We start from the raw sequence: 15,727 nt of genomic DNA on the forward strand, positions 1-15,727 counted from the left end.
CCTTGCTTCCCCTGACGTCTGCGGACTCATGTCCCCCGAGTCCCGCTGACGTCGTGCGATAGCTCGCCGGATCATCATGCTCTGTAGTCAGGCGATTACGCAACGTTGTCCCTCAAAAACGTATACCTCGGTAGTTCCGGGCATCCCGGGCTGACCGGACAGTGAGAAGTTCGAGGAATTTCGCGGAAAACACCACGCTCAGCCCCCAGAAAAGGCAGAATCATTCTGGGCGAACCGTGACCTTCTCGACACGTGGTCACGTGCGTTTTTCGCGTACCCTGCTCACGTGACCTCCTGGATGCGCAGACGCGATCACAACATCTTCGCCAACGCGACCTCGCTGCTGATCTGTGGCCTGCTCGCCGGCGTTGTCGTCGCGGCGGCTGCCTTTCCCGCCGTCGCCATGTCCGGACTCGCGGCCAAGGCCGGCGGAGAGACGTTCGCCAGCCTCCCCAGCGAGCTCCGGCGGGCCACCGCGCCGCAGATCACGCGAGCCTTCGCGTCGGACAACAAGACGCAGCTGTCTGTCTTCTACGACGAGTTCCGCAGCGATGTCCCGCTCAAGGACATCTCCAAGAACATGCAGAACGCCATCATCTCGGCGGAGGACCACGAGTTCTACCAGCACAACGGCGTCGACCTGAAGGGTGTCGCCCGCGCCATCGTCAGCAACAAGAGCGGCAAGTCCCAGCAGGGCGCCTCGACGCTGACGATGCAGCTGGTCCGGATGACCCTGGCCTACTCGGCGACCAGTCCTCAGGAGGTCGTCGACGCCACCAAGGACACCCCCAAGCGCAAGATCACCGAGATGAAGTACGCGATGCAGATCGAGAAGGAGCTGAGCAAGGAGAAGATCCTCGAGGGCTACCTGAACGCTGCACCCTTCGGCAACGGCGCCTACGGCGTCTACGCCGCCAGCCAGGTGTACTTCAGCAAGAAGCCCAAGGATCTGACGGTCGCCGAGTCCGCCCTGCTGGCCAGCATGGTGAAGGCGCCCACCGCGTTCAACCCCACGACTGCCAGCGGCTACCCGCAGGCGCTCGACCGCCGCAACTACGTCATCAGCGACATGCAGGAGCTCGGCTTCGTCACCGAGGCCGACGCCAAGAAGGCCGTCGCGACCAAGATCAAGCGCACGGTGAAGCGCCCCGGCAACGGCTGCGTTTCGGTCGCCAAGAACAACTGGGGCTTCTTCTGCGACTACTTCTACCGCTGGTGGCTGAGCCAGGACGCCTTCGGCGCGACCACGTACGACCGTGAGCGGCGCCTGAAGAGCGGCGGCTACCGCATCCAGACGTCCATGGACATCAAGGCGCAGCAGGCCGCCCGCGAGAACATCGGCGACCACATCTCCGAGAAGAACCAGAACGCTCTGCTGCTCGCCGGCATCCAGCCGGGCACCGGCCGCGTCCGGGCCCTGGCCGCGAACCGCAAGTTCAAACTGGACAACCCCGACAAGCCGGTGAACAAGATCTCCTCGGACCCCAAGAAGGCCAAGAAGAAGATCCGCGGCACGTACCCGAACACGACGAACCCGCTGCTCAGCGGTGGTGGCGACATCACCGGTTACCAGGCCGGTTCGGTGTTCAAGATGTTCACGATGGTCGCGGCGCTGGAGAACGGCTATCCCCTCGCCTACTCCATCAACGCCCCCGCCAAGGCCGTCACGAAATACCGCATCGCCCCCGGCCGGTCGACCTGCAACGGCATCTACTACTGCCCGAGCAACTCCGGTGGCAAGGCCGGCGGCATCACGAACATGTGGACGGGCTTCAGCCGATCGATCAACACCTTCTTCGTACCGCTGCAGGAACGGGTCGGCGCCGAGAAGGTCGTCGACGTGGCGCAGCGCTTCGGTGTGCAGTTCCGGGCCAAGAACGACGCCGACTTCGCGTCCAACAAGGCCTCGGCCCACCAGTGGGGTGCGTTCACGCTGGGCGTCTCGTCCTCGACACCACTCGAGATGGCCAACGCGTACGCCACCCTCGCCGGTGACGGCATGTACTGCGCACCGACTCCGGTCCAGCAGATCACGTCCAAGAGCGGCGAGAAGATCGACGTCGGCAAGCCGCACTGCACCCGGGCGACCTCACCCGACGTGGCCCGCGCGGCGCTCGACGCGGCCCGGTGCCCCGTCGGCGACAACGCCCAGCTCGGCAGCTGTGGCAGCAGCCGGACGGCGGCCCGGGCGTACCAGACGATCCGGCACCCGATCTACGGCAAGTCCGGCACCACCGACAACGACAAGACCGCCGCGCTGATCGTCGGCAGCAGCTCTCTGACGATCGCCGGCTACCTCGTCAACCCGGACTACCAGGACCACAAGGACCGGATGTCGCACGACATCGTCAACCCCGCCGTCTGGGACACGATGGACGACTTCCTCAAGGGCAAACCCCGGGTCCAGTTCAAGAAGCCCGGCAGCTCCAAGATCTCGATCGGTGACCAGCGGTCGATCCCCGACGTCACCTGCGCCACCCTCGCGGGTGCCAAGTCCCGCATCGAGGGCGCCGGCTTCAGCGCCTCGGTCGGCCAGGAAGTCGAGTCGAAGTGCCCGAAGGGTACGGCCGCCGGCACCAACCCGAGCGGACGCACCATCAAGAACGGCTACGTCGGCATCGAGATCAGCAAGGGCCCCGGCAAGGACCCCGCCGGCCCGGACGATCCGAACAAGCCGAAACCACCAGGCAGGCGATGAGCTGAGCGGGCGGGTCACCTTTCACGGGTGGCCCGCCCGCTTTTTTGTCAGCTCAGCTGCTTGCGTACCGAGGCGGCCACCCGGCCACCCTCGGCCCGGCCGGCCACCGCTGCCTGGGCCGCCTTCATGGCCGGGCCCATCTGGCACTTGCTGGTGAAGCCGCCCGCCTGCAGCGCGTCCGCGACCAGGCCGTCGATCTCGGCGTCGCTGAGCTGCGCGGGCAGGTACCGGTCCAGGATCTCGCCCTCGGCGTTCTCCTTGGCGGCCTGATCGGTGCGACCGGCCCCGGCAAAAGCGTTCGCGGCCTCACGCCGCTTCTTCGCCTCCTTGGTCAGCACGGCGAGCACCTCCTCGTCGGTGAGGACCTTCGCGGCCGTCCCGGACGTCTCGGCGTTACGCACGGCGGTCAACGCCATCCGCAGCGTCGACGTGGTCAACTCGTCGCGGCCCTTCATGGCGGAGTGCAGGTCATCGTTCAGGCGGTCTTTCAGCGTTCCCATGGACGGTCAAACTACTCTGGCTGCCATGCGCAAGCGCTCCCTTATCTCCCTGACCGCCGGCGTGACCGCCCTCGGCGGCGCCACCTTCGCCTACGCGTCGCTGATCGAACGCAACCTGTTCACGCTGCGCCGCTTCGACGTACCGGTCCTGGAACCCGACGCCGAGCCGATGCGCATCCTGCACATCTCCGACCTCCACATGATGCCGGACCAGCGCCGCAAGCAGGCCTGGGTCGCCGCCCTCGGCGGCACCGACCCCGACCTGGTCGTGGTCACCGGCGACAACATGGCCTCCCCGAACGCCGTCCCCGGCGTCCTCCGAGCGTTGGACCCCCTCCTCGGCGTCCCCGGCGCCTTCGTCTTCGGCTCCAACGACTACCGCGGCCCGGTCTGGAAGAACCCCCTCCAGTACCTCCTCCCCGACCGCGAATACGTCCAAGGCGTCGACCTCCCCGCCGACGACCTCCGCGCCGCCTTCGTCGACGCCGGCTGGTCCGACCTCAACAACGCCCGCACCGTGGTGAAGGCCGGCGGCCGCTCCATCGAGCTGGCCGGCGTCGACGACCCCCACATCGACCAGGACGACTACCCGTCAGTGGCCGGCCCCATCACCCCCGGCGCCGACCTGCACATCGGCGTCACCCACACCCCGGCCTCCCGCGTCCTCGACGCCATGGCAGCCGACGGCTTCACCCTCCTCCTCGCCGGCCACACCCACGGCGGCCAGGTCTGCGTCCCGGGCTACGGCGCCCTGACCACCAACTGCGACCTCCCCCACAGCATGGCCAAAGGCCTCCACCGCTGGCCGGCCTCCGAATCCTGGCTCCACGTCTCGGCCGGCCTGGGCACCCACCCGACCGCCCCGATCCGCTTCGCCTGCCGCCCAGAAGCCACGATCCTCACCCTGATCCCCCGCTGACCAGCCAAAACACCACCAGGGGATACCGATTTCGCGACCGCCTCAGCGTCGGCTAGTATTGCTGAGCACGCTCGGGGTATGGCGCAGCTTGGTAGCGCGCTTCGTTCGGGACGAAGAGGCCGTCGGTTCAAATCCGGCTACCCCGACCAAGAGAAACACCAGCTCAGGGCTGGTTCTCCACGCGGAGAACCAGCCCTGACCTGTTTCTTGCCTCTATCCGGCGCAGCCCTCAGGGCTTGCGGAGAACCTCACGAGCCAGCTCGCTCGGGCGACGGCCCACCCGTGGCCCTGCGCGGAACAAGCCCTTCCGGGTCGTAGCCGGCTTCGGCCTCGGCGAGCAACGCAGCCTCCGCCTCCGAACTGAGGAGAACGCAATTCTTGGTGCGCAGCGCTCCATCACGGGTCGCCTCGGTACCAGTCTTTCTCCTGGGGTCAGCTTCGGCTGCGTTCTCGGAATTGGTCTTCATGGCCGCCATGGTTTCGCCTCCTTGTACCGCTCGTTGTGACGAGGCCGAAGCTCCATGGCGTTCAAGCACGAAGCGCAGGTCAGGCTGACGCCCACGGCGGGGATTCGGGGGTTGGGGGTGTGTCGGTTCTTGGCGCTTGTCCGGCGCGGATTGCCTTGATGGCTTCCAGGCGTTGGGACTTCTCGACGAACACCATGGCGCAGAAGAAGGTGGTTACGTCGGCGGCCGGCCGGGCGCAGAGGCCCAGCAGAATGGCGATGGCCCACAGGTTGGCTTTCAGGAACTCCAGGTCGAACATGCCCTACCTCTCGGCTCTGCCGGCCGAGAGGCGCACAGGGCTCCACCCGACCGGCAATTCTGCTGGTCCTTGTGTAAGTCCCGCGCCGACTGTGTAGGTCGAGCTTCGTTCGTTCCGTGCTCCGAGCGGAGCCCTCGCAGCGTATCCCGCCTGCCGATCGACCTCCATCACTCTGTCGGATGACAGCGCTGCTACCAGTCGCGCCATTTGTCGGTCAGGGCTGAGGGGTCGATGCCGCGGCGGGTGGTCAGGGCTTCGACGTTGATGTCGGCGTCGGTGAGGACGGCGTCGATGTATTCGCAGAGGTCTTCGCGGATGGTGGTTTCGATGACGCCGTGCTTTTCGTCCGCGGCATTCAGCGCGCGCACGACCTTCTCCACCGCGGTCCAGATCTCCTCGTCGTCGAGGTTCTCAAAACCCTCGACCCTTTTTTCGTACGCCTCCAGCGCCGAATCCACCGCGGTGATGAAAGCCGGGGGCCCGAAGTGGAGTGCTGTTTCTTCCTCGGCCAGGGACTGCCGCCAGCTCACTGTGGGTCGTTCGATCATGGGCGACAGCGTAGGAGTCAGGTCAGGGCCGGTGCGCGGCGGACGGCCGGGCTCAGGGAGGACACCACGGCTACGGCGAGCATTGCGGTGCTGAGGGCGTACACGGAGGGGGTCGGGCCGAGGGTGGTGAGCAGGAAGCCGGCGGCGAGGGAGGCGAGCGGCATGACGCCCCAGGAGAGGGTCATGGCGGCGCTGGTGACGCGGCCGAGCAGCTCGTTGGGGACCAGGACGCTCGCGTAGGTGGTGATCACGACGTTCCACAGGGGACCGATGAAGGCGCAGGCCGCGCCGATGGCGGCGATCTGCATCGGGTGGGTGGTGAGGGCGAGCAGGGGCAGGAGGGCGACCCAGATCCAGTTGATCCCGATGATCACTGCTCGCGGGGTGACGTGGCGGTGGAGTCTGCTTGCTGCCAGCGCGCCCGCCAGTCCTCCGCCGCTGTAGATGCCGAGCATCAGGCCGATGGTTGCCGGGGTGGCGCCCTGGTGCTGGGCGAGGACGACGATGACCAGGACCAGGGCCTGGAAGATCAGGTTGCTGGCCGCCAGCAGCAGGATCGCGGCGCGGATCAGGGGGTGACGCCAGATCCAGCGCAGGCCGGTGGTGGTGGCCCGCCAGAGGGGTTCGGCGGGTGCGGTTGTGGTGTTCTGGAGGTCGCCGCGGATGAGCAGCAGGGCCGCGGAGGCAGCGACGTACGAGATGGCGTTGACCAGAAAGGGCAGGGCCGCGCCGGCGCCGAAGAGCAGGCCGCCCAGCGGTGGGCCGGCCAGCGCGGCGCCGCGGCTCCTGGCCTCGTTCTGGGCGATCGCCGTGGGCAGCAGGGCGACCGGGACGATTTTCGGGAGGGCGGCGCGTTCGGTCAGGCCGAAGAAGACAAAACACACGCCCTGCACGAAGGCGACCACGGCCAGCTGCGTGATGGTGAGAACGCCCGACCACATCGCCAGCGGGACCGTGAGCAGGGCCAGGCCGGCGACAACTTCGCTGACCAGGAGGATCCTGCGACGGTTCCATCGGTCGACGAGCGGGCCGGCCGGCAGGTTGACGACGAGGTAGGGCAGCGTGCCCGCCGCCCCGACGAGTCCGGCGTCGGCGGGTGAGCCGGTGGTGGTGAGGACGAGCAGCGGCATCGCTGTGCCGCTGATCGAGGCGCCCAGGTTGGAGACGACCTGACCGCCCCACAGCGCGGTGAAGTCGCGGTTGCGCCAGAGGCTCACGGGGTGGGGAAGGCGTGGAAGACGACAGAGATGTGCCGGCTGCCCGGGGCGGCCTGACTCGGTTCGCGGTGCCAGCGGCTGGCGAAGGCGATGTACTCCTCGCTGAACTGGGCCAGCTCCTCGGCTGTGAGTGTCGTGCCACCGAACGAGTGCTGGGCGGCAACAGCGAACTCGCCGAAGTCGTCGCGGTGGGACAGATAGGCCGTCAGGTCCCGGTCCGCGCGCTCCATCCACTGCCGGCCGAGCTCGTCGGCGACCAGCGCGAGTTCCGGGTCGGCCGGGCCACGCGGCAGACGGACGTCCTGCGGGATCGCGCGCCAGTAACGCCGGCGGCCGGCGGAACGCTCGGTGTCCTCCTCGACGAACCCGAACCGGGCCAGCTGCCGCAGGTGGTAACTGGTCGCGCCACGGTCCGCGTCGAACTCCACGGCCAGGTCGGCCGACGTGGCGGATCCGTGCCTCTGAAGCCACGTCACGAGCTGCTGACGCAGGGGGTGGGCGAGGGCCTTGAGCGCGTCGATCCCGAGCGTGCGTGATCCGGTCATGATGAGAAGATACCTATGCAAAGATTTCTTCTCAAGCTTTCGAAGCAAAAGCCCGCGTCGCCTCGGACGCGGGCCTCGCTGGTCGGGCTGATCCGGCTAGGACAGATCGGCGCGGGTCAGCAGCGCCCGCAGGGTGATGCCGGCGTCGGCGAGGGCCTGGGCGCCGCCTTCCTGACGGTCGATGACGCAGAGGGCGTGGTCGACGTGGGCGCCGAGTTTGCGGAGTTCGCCGGTGGAGATGACGACCTGGCCGCCGGAGGTGACGACATCCTCGACCACCAGCACGCGGCGGCCGGCTACCTCGGCGCCTTCGGAGAGGCGGGCGGTGCCGTACTTCTTGGCTTCCTTGCGGACGAAGGCGCACGGGAGTTTGGCGTGGCGGCCGAGGGCGGTCACCACGGCGATGCCGCCCATTTCGAGGCCGGCGAGGACTTCGGTGCCTTCGGGGATGAGGACGGCCATCTGCTCGGCGAGCTGGTCCAGGAGGACAGGGTCGGCCTCGAACTGGTACTTGTCGAAATACTCGGTGGCGGTCCGGCCGGAGCGCAGAACGAACTCACCGGTCAGTCGGCTCACGTCGCGGACCTGCCGCGCAAGGTCAGAGTCAGTCACAAGGGAACAGCCTGTCAGGCCGGGGCGGGACGCGTGAAGGCGACCCACTCAGGTCTTCGGCGGACCTGCCGATGTGATCATCATGCAGAGTGCCACGGGACGCTGGTTCGGCACCGGACACAGCACCGCTCCGGATTCCGGGAAGGCCGGTGCTGAGGCTGCGGGTGCGGCGCTGGCCGGGCGTACGCCGAAGGCTGTTTTTGTGTTCTGCTCGGCCGGGCATGACCTGGACGCGCTGCTGGCCGGGGTCCGGGCCGAGGCCGGGCCGGACGCCGCGGTGGTCGGAGCCACAACGCTGGGCGAGCTGTCCTCCGGTGGTGGGCCCGCACGGGGTTCGGTGGCTGTCACGGCGCTCGGCGGTGACGGGTTCACGGTCCGGACGCGCGTTGCGCACATCGGTGGGACGGGTCATCGGGAAGCGGGTGCGGACGTAGCCGCCGCCATGGCCGGAATGGACCGGCCGCACAGCGTGCTGATGTTGCTCTGCGACGGCTTTTCCGGCGACCCGCACGAGATCGTCCGGGGCGCCTACTCCGTGGTCGGTGCGGGTGTGCCGCTGGTCGGCGGTTTTGCGGGTGACGACCGGGGCACCCGGCGCAGCTTCCAGTTCCATCAGGACCGGGCGCTGACCGGCACGGTGGTCGGGGTCGCGATCGGTTCGGACGCGCCGCTGGGTGTCGGGATCGCGCACGGGTGGCACCGCGTCGAGCCGCCGATGGTCGTGACCCGCAGTGACGGCGGCCGCATCTACGAGCTGGACGGCGAGCCCGCCCTCGACGTGCTGCTGCGCAAGCGAGGGCTGGACAGCATCAACCTGGGCCCCACCGACCTGCAGTCGCTGGGGTTGTCGCGGCGCAGCGGTGTGGACATCCGGGTCGTGCACGGATACGACGAGAAGGACCGGTCCGTGGTCAGCGGCGCGACCGTGCCGCAGGGTGCGCTGTGCTGGCTGATGGACAGCGAACGTCAGTCGCTGATCGAGGGGGCCGAGCGGTCCTGCGCCGAGGCGGTCGAGATGCTGGGAGACGCCGAGCCGCTCGGAGTTTTCACCTTCAACTGCGCGGGCCGGTGGGGTGCGCTCGGTGACGACGGCGTCCAGGAGGAGGTCGCCGGCATGCGGGCCGTGCTCGGGGACGTACCGTTCGGCGGCTTCTACACGATGGGCGAGATCGCCCGCGTACGCGGCTCGCTCGGCACCCACGCCCTGACCCTCGTCACGCTGGCTGTGGCCTGATCATGTTCACCTGGTCGACTCATCAGCTCACCGAGTTCTTCACGGCCGTCACCGCCTCCGCCGACGAGAACGCGGCCACCGCCGTCGCGGTGGAACGAGCCGCCGAAATGGTCGAGGCCGAGGCCGGTGCCGTGGTGCTCGACGAAGAGATCCACAGCGCTTGGGGCTTCGGGCCCGAGGTGCCGGTCAAGGGCCTGCTCGCCACCGTTCAGACGCCGGGCACGATCCCGGTGCCGGGCGTCGGCGACCTGTACGCGGTCCCGAGCGCCCTCGGCTCCCACCTGCGCGGCGCGCTGATCGTGGCTCGGCTGGACGACCCGTTCACTCCCGAGGAACGCCAGATGCTCCAGGGCATGGCCCAGGTGCTCGGTCTGGCCCTGCGCAGCATCCGGGTGCTGCGCGCCGAGCGGACCCTGCGCGCCGAGCGGGAGCGGGAGGCCGCCGAGCGGCTCGTGCTGCTCGAGCAGGCGCAGACCCGGCGGCTGCTGGTCGAGACGCTGCTGACCATCCAGCGCGAGATCTCCAACCGCAAGCCGCTGCCGGAGATCCTGGACGCCGTCACCAGCGGCACCGCCGCACTGTTGGGCGGAGCCCCGGTGGCTCTGATTCTGGCCGAGGCCGGACGGGCGCGGCGGCTGAGCATCGCGTCGACGTCGGGTGCCGGCGGGTACGACTTCGCCGACCCGGAGGGTTCGCACACCGAGGCCCGTGAGGCGATGGCGACCGGCGCGGTGATCATGCAGCCGGCGGATCCCGAGGACCCGGAGTGGGGCACGGTCATCGCCGCGCCCGTACGCGTCACCGGTGAGATGGCCGGCAGCCTGGTCGCCCAGCTTCCGGGTGCCGCCGACCGGTACGCGGAGCAGCGTGATCAACTGGCCGCGTTCGCGCAGCAGGTGAGTCTGGCGCTGACCGACGCCCGTACGGTGGAAGCGGTCCGCGAGGCGCACCACGACGCGGTGACCGGCCTGCCCAACCGCGGTCTGTTCCTGAAGATCTTCAACCGCGTGCTGGCGTCGCGCGCGGCGGCGACCGAGCCGACCAGCGTGCTGTTCATCGACCTCGACCGGTTCAAGGCGGTCAACGACAGCCTGGGTCACGAGGCCGGTGACCAGCTGCTGGCCGCGGTGGCCGGCCGGATCCGCGGCTGTGTCCGGGCAAGTGACACCACGGCCCGGCTGGGCGGCGACGAGTTTGCCGTCCTGCTGCACAACTCGCCGGTCGAGGCCGCGACCGCGGTCGGTGAACGGGTCATCTCCGCGATCAAGGAGGCGTTCCGGATCTCCGGGCGGGACATCTTCATCGGCGCGAGTGTCGGCGTGGCGATCAGCCGGGAACCGACGGCGGACTCGAACGGCCTGCTCAACAAGGCCGACGTGGCGATGTACCGCGCCAAGAAGGACGGCCCGGGCAAGGTGGTCGTCTACGAGCCGCACATGCACACCGAGGCGCTCAACTACCTGAGCCTGCGCGGCGACCTGCAACGCGCGCTCGCCGAGAACGAGTTCCGCCTGCAGTACCAGCCCCTGGTACGCCTGGACTCGGGTGACATCGCCGGTGTCGAGGCGCTGATCCGCTGGCACAGCCCCACGCGCGGCCTGGTCTCGCCGGCCGACTTCATCCCGATCGCCGAGGAGTCGGGGCTGATCGTGGACATCGGCCAGTGGGTGCTGGAGTCGAGTGCCGCGCAGGTGGCGGCCTGGCGCCGGAACAGCCCGGATCTCACCCTCAACGTCAACGTCTCGGGGCATCAGCTGGTGCATCCGCGGTTCGCCGCGAACGTGACGCGGGCGCTGGCGGTCGCCGGGCTGCCGTCGAGCGCGGTGACGCTCGAGCTGACCGAGTCGGTGCTGATGAGCGATCCGGACGCGGCCGTCGCCTCGCTGGCGAGCCTGCGGGAGCTCGGCGTGCAGCTGTCCATCGACGACTTCGGCACCGGGTATTCGTCGCTGGCCTACCTGCGGGAACTCCCCGTCGACGAGCTGAAGATCGACCGCGCGTTCATCGCCCGGGCGGAGCTGACCAGCGAGGACCTGGCGCTGGTCCGGACGATCGTCGAGCTCGGGCACATCCTCGGGCTGCGGGTGGTCGCCGAGGGCATCGAGAACGCGGCGCAACTCGAGGCGCTACGCCGGCTGGGCTGCTCGTACGGGCAGGGTTATCACCTCTGCCGGCCCTCGGACCCGGCCGATCTGCCGAAGATTCTGGCGGGCGGTCCGGTCGCGCCGCTGGCCTGAGACAAAATCACCCTTACGCGTACTTGATCACTGCAGTAGCTTTAAGGCTGTCCCGTTTCGGCTATTTTGCGGGCTATAGGACATTAATCCGCTGAAAGGCTTGTCGTGACACCCTTCGCGCTGCTGTTCTTACTCGCCCTCGCCGGCTCGTCCTGTTTTGCCATCGGTCGCGCCCTCGGCCGCGGCGAACGTTATGAAAAGGGCTATCGCGAGGGATTCCGCGACGGCGAAACCGGTTCGCTGGCCCGCGCCGCCCGCCTGATCCAGATCAACGAGCGCCGGCCCATCGCCCCCGCGCTCGAATCCATGCTGGTGCCCAGCCCCGTGCCCCAGCAACTGCCCGCCCGGTCGGTCAGCCCGGCCGTCGTGGGGGTCCCGGCCCGTCCCCAACTCGCTCTTTAAAGCACAAAAAACGGGGGTACGGCCACACGGCCGTACCCCCGTTTTTGCTGTTTCAGCAGTACAGGTTGCCACCGGGGCTGACACCCAGGATGCTCGTGAACCGGTTGTACGCGTCCACGCGGCTCTGCACCTGCGCGGGGTTACCACCGTTGCACTCGAGCGAGCCGTTGATGCTGCGGATCGTCTCGCCGAAACCGCGGCTGTTGACCATGGCGTCGTGCGGGGTCATCGAGCCCGGTCCGCGCTGGGTCATCCAGTACCAGACAGCGGTCTGGTAGGCCACGGACGACTCGTTCTTGACGCGGTCGGGGTTGTTCAGCAGGTCGATGCCGAGCGCGTCACCCGCGGCCTTGTAGTTGAAGTTCCAGCTCAGCTGGATCGGGCCACGGCCGTGGTACGCCGACTGGCCGGCCGGGCAGCCGTAGGACTGCGAACGGTCGCAGTACAGCGGCCAGTTCGCCTGGTTGATCTCCTCGACGTAGACCAGACCGCCGGACTCGTGGTTGATGTTCGCCAGGAAGGCCGCGGCCTCCTGCTTCTTCACCGTGTCGCTGCCCGTGGTGGTGAACGACGGGAACTTCTTGATCGCGTCGATCAGGCCCGAGTAAGAGTAGAAGCCGATGCGGTTCGGGAACATCTGGTTGAACTGGGCCTCGCTGACCGGGAAGTTACCCGAGCCGTTGCCCGGCGGCGGAGTGGTGGGGTTGCCACCGCCGCTGCAGTTGAAGACCTCCCAGAACCAGGTGCTGATGACCGGGTCGTAACCGGGGTTCTCGTACTTGGCCCGGTAGTAGTTGCCGTTCGTGTACTTCACGATCGAGCCGGCCGCGTAGAACTGTCCCGCGGCCCAGTTCGGGTAGTTGCAGTTTCCGCCGGGGGGAGGCGGTGTCGTGCCGCCGCCACCACCGCCGCAGGCGCCGTTGTCGGCCCACACTCCGGAGCCACCGGTGCTCGGGGTCTCGCCCTGGGTCCACCACTTGGCGGTCCAGTTGTGGCCGTTGTAGGAGGCGCGCTGGGTGCCGGTGTAGACGGCGGAGTTGTTGTAGGCGGCGACGCAGGCCTCGGCCGCGTTCGATGCCGTCATGGGGAGCAGCGCCGCTGCGGCGCCGGCCAGCGCAACGCTGACTGTGGCCACGATCGACAGGAGCCGTTTTTTGGACATGGCTCACCTTTCGTGCGTCGGGGGATGCGCACTGGCGCGAGGGGGATGAGGCGAGTGATATCGACTCAACTAGATGTCTAGTCGACAAAACGGCTTCTGTAAAGAAACTTCAAGGATTAATCTCACGCGGCAACCAGGGCGCTACCGCCGAACACCGGCGGCGGCACCGGCGGACGGCCATCCTGATCGAGGACCCCGCCATGAAAGGTGCACAGATGACCCAGCTCGGCCGCCTCGTCCCCGACGTGACCCTGTCGGAGCAGGCCTTCGCCGCCCGCCACCGCGTGTTGCGGCTGCTGCTCTGGCTGCACGTGCCCGTGATCCTGGTGCTCGGCTTCTTCACCGGAGAGCTCAGCCCCGGGCATCACGCGACTCTGCTGCTCGGCGTACTCGGAGGGGTCCTGATCTGCGGTGTCATCTCCGGAACCGCGGGCACCCAGCGCGGCCAAGCCATCGCCACCAGCGTGGGCTTCATGCTGGCGACCGACGCCGTCGTCCACGCCGGCGGCGGCATGATCGACCTGCACTTCCACTTCTTCGTGGTGATCGCACTGATCGGCCTCTACCAGGAATGGATCGCCTTCGCGTTCGCCGTGTTCCTGGTCGCCGTCCACCACCTCGGCATCGGCCTCCTCGCACCCGAGCTGGTCTTCGCCCACACCCAGCACACCACCGGCAGCATCCTGGGCCGCGCCGTACTGCACACCTTCTTCGTGCTGGCGATGGCCGCCGCACAGATCACGTACTGGCACTTCGACGCGGCCGCCCGGCGCGAAAACGAGCGCCGGCAGGCAGACCAGGCCGAGGAGAGCGCCGGACAGCTGCGCGCCGCGGCCATGGAGGCCGAGCGCCGCGAGGAAACGGCCCGCGCCGAGGCCACCTCCCAGCTCGAACGCGCCGAGCAGATGGCCGTACGCCTCGAGCACGTCCTCCAGCGCACCAGCGACACCGGCGCCCGCCTGCGCACCGACGCCGACGAGGCGCTGAGCGGCTTCGAATCCGCCCTGTCCGACGTCGCGCGTACCGTCGAGCACGCCAGCGACCAGGTCGGCACCACCCTGACCGACGCCGACGTGGCCCTGAAATCACTCGAGGAACTCCGCACGTCGGTGGCCGACATCGCCACGATCGCCAACCTGATCCAGGCCGTCGCCGACCAGACCAACCTCCTGGCCCTGAACGCGACCATCGAAGCGGCCCGCGCCGGCGAGGTCGGCAAGGGCTTCGCGGTCGTCGCCGGCGAGGTCAAGCAGCTCGCCGGTCAGACCGCCACTGCTACCGCCCGGATCGAAGCCACGGTCAACGAGGTCACCACCGGTGCGGCCGCGGTCGGCGCGGCGGTCTCGGGCATGACCAGCCGGCTCAGCTCGGTCGCCGACGCGCAGCGCCTGGCGTCGGCCGTCATGGGTGAGCAGGTCACGCTGGCCGCCCAGACACGTGGCCTGGTCACCACCGCCGCCGACGAGGTGGCGCGCTCGGCTTCCGAGGTCAGCGTTCGCTGATCTTCAGGCTTTTCGGCGCGGTACCCGGGTGGGTGCCGCGCCGCTCTTCTGTCCGCTGCTTTTCTGCTTCCTGCACGTCTCTTTCTGGCGCGCCGCTTTACTGCCCACCGCTTTCCCCCGGCGACTTCGGCAGCGTCTCCACCGCGTCTCCACCGCGTCTTCGGCAGCATCTTCCGCCGGGTCTCCACCGCGTCTCCACCGCGTCCTCGGCAACGCCATCCGCCTGGTCTCTGCCGCGCCTTCCGCCTGGTCTCTGCCGCGCCTTCCGCCGGGTCTCCGCCACGCCATCCGCCCGGTCTCCGCCACGCCATCCGCCCGGTCTCCGCCACGCCATCCGCCCGGTCTCCGCCACGCCATCCGCCGGGTCTCCGTCGCGCCTTCCGCCGGTTGGATGATCTTGGTTGGCGGGCGGGACGGATCATGCCGTCTGTTTGAGTGACCAACCGGCGACGTTCGGTTCGACCCGGTCCGCGCTCGGCGGAGTCCTCGTCGCGCCTGCGCGGTTCCGGCGTGTCCGGCGTCGAGGGTGCTCCTTGCGGCGGGGTTCAGGGACCGGGCACCGGCCGCAAACCACCCCCGAGCCGGTCCACAGGAGCACGAATGTCGTACCCGCCCCAGGATCCGCACCAGCCGCAGCAGCCTTACCAGCCGCCCGCCGCACCCGGCTACGGGCCGCCGCCGCCCGGATATCCGGCGCAGCCGCCGGTGGCCGCGGCAAAGAAGGGCAAAGGCAAGCTGATCATCGGCATCGTCGGCGGTCTTCTCGGGCTCTGCTGCGTCGGTGGCGTGATCGCCGCGGCGGTCAACGGGGACGGCGCAGCGGACTCGCTGGGCGAAGCCGCCGCCGCCGAACCAGCCGCACCGAAGAGCACCGCCGCGAAGGCCGCGCCGGCAGCCAAAGCCACGTCGAAGTCGGCGCCCCCGGCCAAGAAGCCCGCAACCCCGGGCCTCGGCGACCCGGTCCGCGACGGCAAGTTCCAGTTCACCGTCACGAAGCTGGACTGCTCCAAGTCCAAGGTGGGCAGCCAGTACCTGAACAAGAAGGCTCAGGGAAAGTTCTGCCTGGTCAGCGTGACCGTCAAGAACATCGGCAAGGAAGCGCAGCTCTTCAGCGGCTCATCCCAGAAGGCGCTCGACGCCGAGGGCACCGAATACTCGAACGACGGTGCCGCCGAGATCTACGCCAACGAGGACTCCGCGACCTTCCTCAACGAGATCAACCCGGGGAACAGCTCCAAAGGCAAGCTGATCTTCGACGTACCCAAGACGACCAAGCTCACCACGCTCGAGCTGCACGACAGCCCGTTCTCGGGTGGTGTAAAGGTCAGTCTGTCCTGACGTCCGGCGCTGCCGGTCCTCCTCGAGGGCCGGCGGCCGGGGCCTTGT

Annotated in this window: 15 protein-coding genes and 1 tRNA gene; 8 read left to right on the forward strand and 8 right to left on the reverse strand. The window is 68.5% G+C overall.

The genetic code is table 11. The features are described 5' to 3' along the window. Positions 1 to 298: 298 nt before the first annotated feature. Complete coding sequence (locus tag AFR_RS41875; RefSeq protein WP_023562919.1) at positions 299 to 2,698, forward strand: transglycosylase domain-containing protein; 2,400 nt, start codon at positions 299 to 301, stop codon at positions 2,696 to 2,698. Positions 2,699 to 2,745: 47 nt separating this feature from the next. Here AFR_RS41875 and AFR_RS41880 read toward each other — a convergent pair whose 3' ends face one another. Then, positions 2,746 to 3,198 carry a GatB/YqeY domain-containing protein gene (locus AFR_RS41880; protein WP_023562920.1) on the reverse strand — a complete coding sequence of 151 codons (453 nt, stop codon included), beginning with the start codon at positions 3,196 to 3,198 and terminating at the stop codon, positions 2,746 to 2,748. A 25-nt stretch (positions 3,199 to 3,223) separates the two neighbouring features. On the opposite strand from AFR_RS41880, the gene AFR_RS41885 reads away from it, so the two are divergent. Both AFR_RS41885 and AFR_RS41890 read left to right on the forward strand, forming a co-directional pair. Further along, the gene (locus AFR_RS41885; protein ID WP_023562921.1) at positions 3,224 to 4,117 is read left to right on the forward strand and encodes a metallophosphoesterase; all 894 of its coding nucleotides are present in this window, start codon (positions 3,224 to 3,226) and stop codon (positions 4,115 to 4,117) included. Between the two features lie 72 nt (positions 4,118 to 4,189). Then, positions 4,190 to 4,266, forward strand: a tRNA-Pro gene (locus tag AFR_RS41890). 99 nt (positions 4,267 to 4,365) lie between these two features. Here AFR_RS41890 and AFR_RS46570 read toward each other — a convergent pair. The 6 genes from AFR_RS46570 to pyrE form a co-directional block, all read right to left on the reverse strand. After that, positions 4,366 to 4,584, reverse strand: coding sequence for a hypothetical protein (locus tag AFR_RS46570; protein WP_148308226.1), 219 nt, complete (start codon positions 4,582 to 4,584; stop codon positions 4,366 to 4,368). A gap of 79 nt (positions 4,585 to 4,663) precedes the next feature. Further along, positions 4,664 to 4,882, reverse strand: a complete 219-nt coding sequence (locus AFR_RS41895) for a hypothetical protein (RefSeq protein ID WP_023562922.1) — start codon at positions 4,880 to 4,882, stop codon at positions 4,664 to 4,666. A gap of 191 nt (positions 4,883 to 5,073) precedes the next feature. Then, positions 5,074 to 5,430 (reverse strand): hypothetical protein, encoded by a 357-nt coding sequence (locus AFR_RS41900; RefSeq protein ID WP_041841570.1) that lies wholly within the window; start codon positions 5,428 to 5,430, stop codon positions 5,074 to 5,076. Between the two features lie 17 nt (positions 5,431 to 5,447). Beyond that, the gene (locus AFR_RS41905) at positions 5,448 to 6,647 is read right to left on the reverse strand and encodes an MFS transporter (protein WP_023562924.1); all 1,200 of its coding nucleotides are present in this window, start codon (positions 6,645 to 6,647) and stop codon (positions 5,448 to 5,450) included. After that, positions 6,644 to 7,192: an ArsR/SmtB family transcription factor gene (locus tag AFR_RS41910; RefSeq protein ID WP_023562925.1), complete on the reverse strand. Its 549-nt coding sequence runs from the start codon at positions 7,190 to 7,192 to the stop codon at positions 6,644 to 6,646. Before AFR_RS41910 ends, AFR_RS41905 begins: the two co-directional genes overlap by 4 nt. Before the next feature lie 96 nt (positions 7,193 to 7,288). Next, positions 7,289 to 7,804 (reverse strand): orotate phosphoribosyltransferase, encoded by a 516-nt coding sequence (gene pyrE, locus AFR_RS41915; protein ID WP_041841571.1) that lies wholly within the window; start codon positions 7,802 to 7,804, stop codon positions 7,289 to 7,291. Positions 7,805 to 7,886: 82 nt separating this feature from the next. Between pyrE and AFR_RS41920 the strand changes: the two genes are divergently transcribed. From AFR_RS41920 to AFR_RS41930, 3 genes are all read left to right on the forward strand, one after another. After that, the gene (locus AFR_RS41920; protein WP_041843410.1) at positions 7,887 to 9,038 is read left to right on the forward strand and encodes an FIST signal transduction protein; all 1,152 of its coding nucleotides are present in this window, start codon (positions 7,887 to 7,889) and stop codon (positions 9,036 to 9,038) included. 2 nt (positions 9,039 to 9,040) lie between these two features. Continuing rightward, positions 9,041 to 11,275, forward strand: a complete 2,235-nt coding sequence (locus AFR_RS41925) for a putative bifunctional diguanylate cyclase/phosphodiesterase (protein ID WP_023562928.1) — start codon at positions 9,041 to 9,043, stop codon at positions 11,273 to 11,275. A gap of 105 nt (positions 11,276 to 11,380) precedes the next feature. Beyond that, entirely contained in the window at positions 11,381 to 11,677 is a 297-nt protein-coding gene (locus AFR_RS41930) for a hypothetical protein (protein ID WP_023562929.1), read from the forward strand. 52 nt (positions 11,678 to 11,729) lie between these two features. Here AFR_RS41930 and AFR_RS41935 read toward each other — a convergent pair whose 3' ends face one another. Next, positions 11,730 to 12,839 carry a glycoside hydrolase family 19 protein gene (locus AFR_RS41935; protein ID WP_023562930.1) on the reverse strand — a complete coding sequence of 370 codons (1,110 nt, stop codon included), beginning with the start codon at positions 12,837 to 12,839 and terminating at the stop codon, positions 11,730 to 11,732. A gap of 215 nt (positions 12,840 to 13,054) precedes the next feature. On the opposite strand from AFR_RS41935, the gene AFR_RS41940 reads away from it, so the two are divergent. After that, a complete protein-coding gene (locus AFR_RS41940; protein ID WP_041841572.1) occupies positions 13,055 to 14,341 on the forward strand; it encodes a methyl-accepting chemotaxis protein in 1,287 nt (428 codons plus the stop codon). Positions 14,342 to 14,941: 600 nt separating this feature from the next. Continuing rightward, positions 14,942 to 15,679 carry a DUF4352 domain-containing protein gene (locus AFR_RS41945; protein ID WP_023562932.1) on the forward strand — a complete coding sequence of 246 codons (738 nt, stop codon included), beginning with the start codon at positions 14,942 to 14,944 and terminating at the stop codon, positions 15,677 to 15,679. Positions 15,680 to 15,727: the final 48 nt, after the last annotated feature.

The sequence above is a fragment of the Amorphoplanes friuliensis DSM 7358 genome (assembly GCF_000494755.1).
Taxonomy (GTDB): domain Bacteria; phylum Actinomycetota; class Actinomycetes; order Mycobacteriales; family Micromonosporaceae; genus Actinoplanes; species Actinoplanes friuliensis.

Coding starts and splice junctions, on each gene's coding strand:
- AFR_RS41895 (WP_023562922.1), bottom strand. CDS start 4,882: ATGTTCGACCTGGAGTTCCTGAAAGCCAACCTGTGGGCCATCGCCATT.
- AFR_RS41935 (WP_023562930.1), bottom strand. CDS start 12,839: ATGTCCAAAAAACGGCTCCTGTCGATCGTGGCCACAGTCAGCGTTGCG.
- AFR_RS41910 (WP_023562925.1), bottom strand. CDS start 7,192: ATGACCGGATCACGCACGCTCGGGATCGACGCGCTCAAGGCCCTCGCC.
- AFR_RS41885 (WP_023562921.1), top strand. CDS start 3,224: ATGCGCAAGCGCTCCCTTATCTCCCTGACCGCCGGCGTGACCGCCCTC.
- AFR_RS41940 (WP_041841572.1), top strand. CDS start 13,055: ATGACCCAGCTCGGCCGCCTCGTCCCCGACGTGACCCTGTCGGAGCAG.
- AFR_RS46570 (WP_148308226.1), bottom strand. CDS start 4,584: ATGAAGACCAATTCCGAGAACGCAGCCGAAGCTGACCCCAGGAGAAAG.
- AFR_RS41925 (WP_023562928.1), top strand. CDS start 9,041: ATGTTCACCTGGTCGACTCATCAGCTCACCGAGTTCTTCACGGCCGTC.
- AFR_RS41920 (WP_041843410.1), top strand. CDS start 7,887: ATGCAGAGTGCCACGGGACGCTGGTTCGGCACCGGACACAGCACCGCT.
- AFR_RS41900 (WP_041841570.1), bottom strand. CDS start 5,430: ATGATCGAACGACCCACAGTGAGCTGGCGGCAGTCCCTGGCCGAGGAA.
- AFR_RS41875 (WP_023562919.1), top strand. CDS start 299: ATGCGCAGACGCGATCACAACATCTTCGCCAACGCGACCTCGCTGCTG.
- AFR_RS41880 (WP_023562920.1), bottom strand. CDS start 3,198: ATGGGAACGCTGAAAGACCGCCTGAACGATGACCTGCACTCCGCCATG.
- AFR_RS41945 (WP_023562932.1), top strand. CDS start 14,942: ATGTCGTACCCGCCCCAGGATCCGCACCAGCCGCAGCAGCCTTACCAG.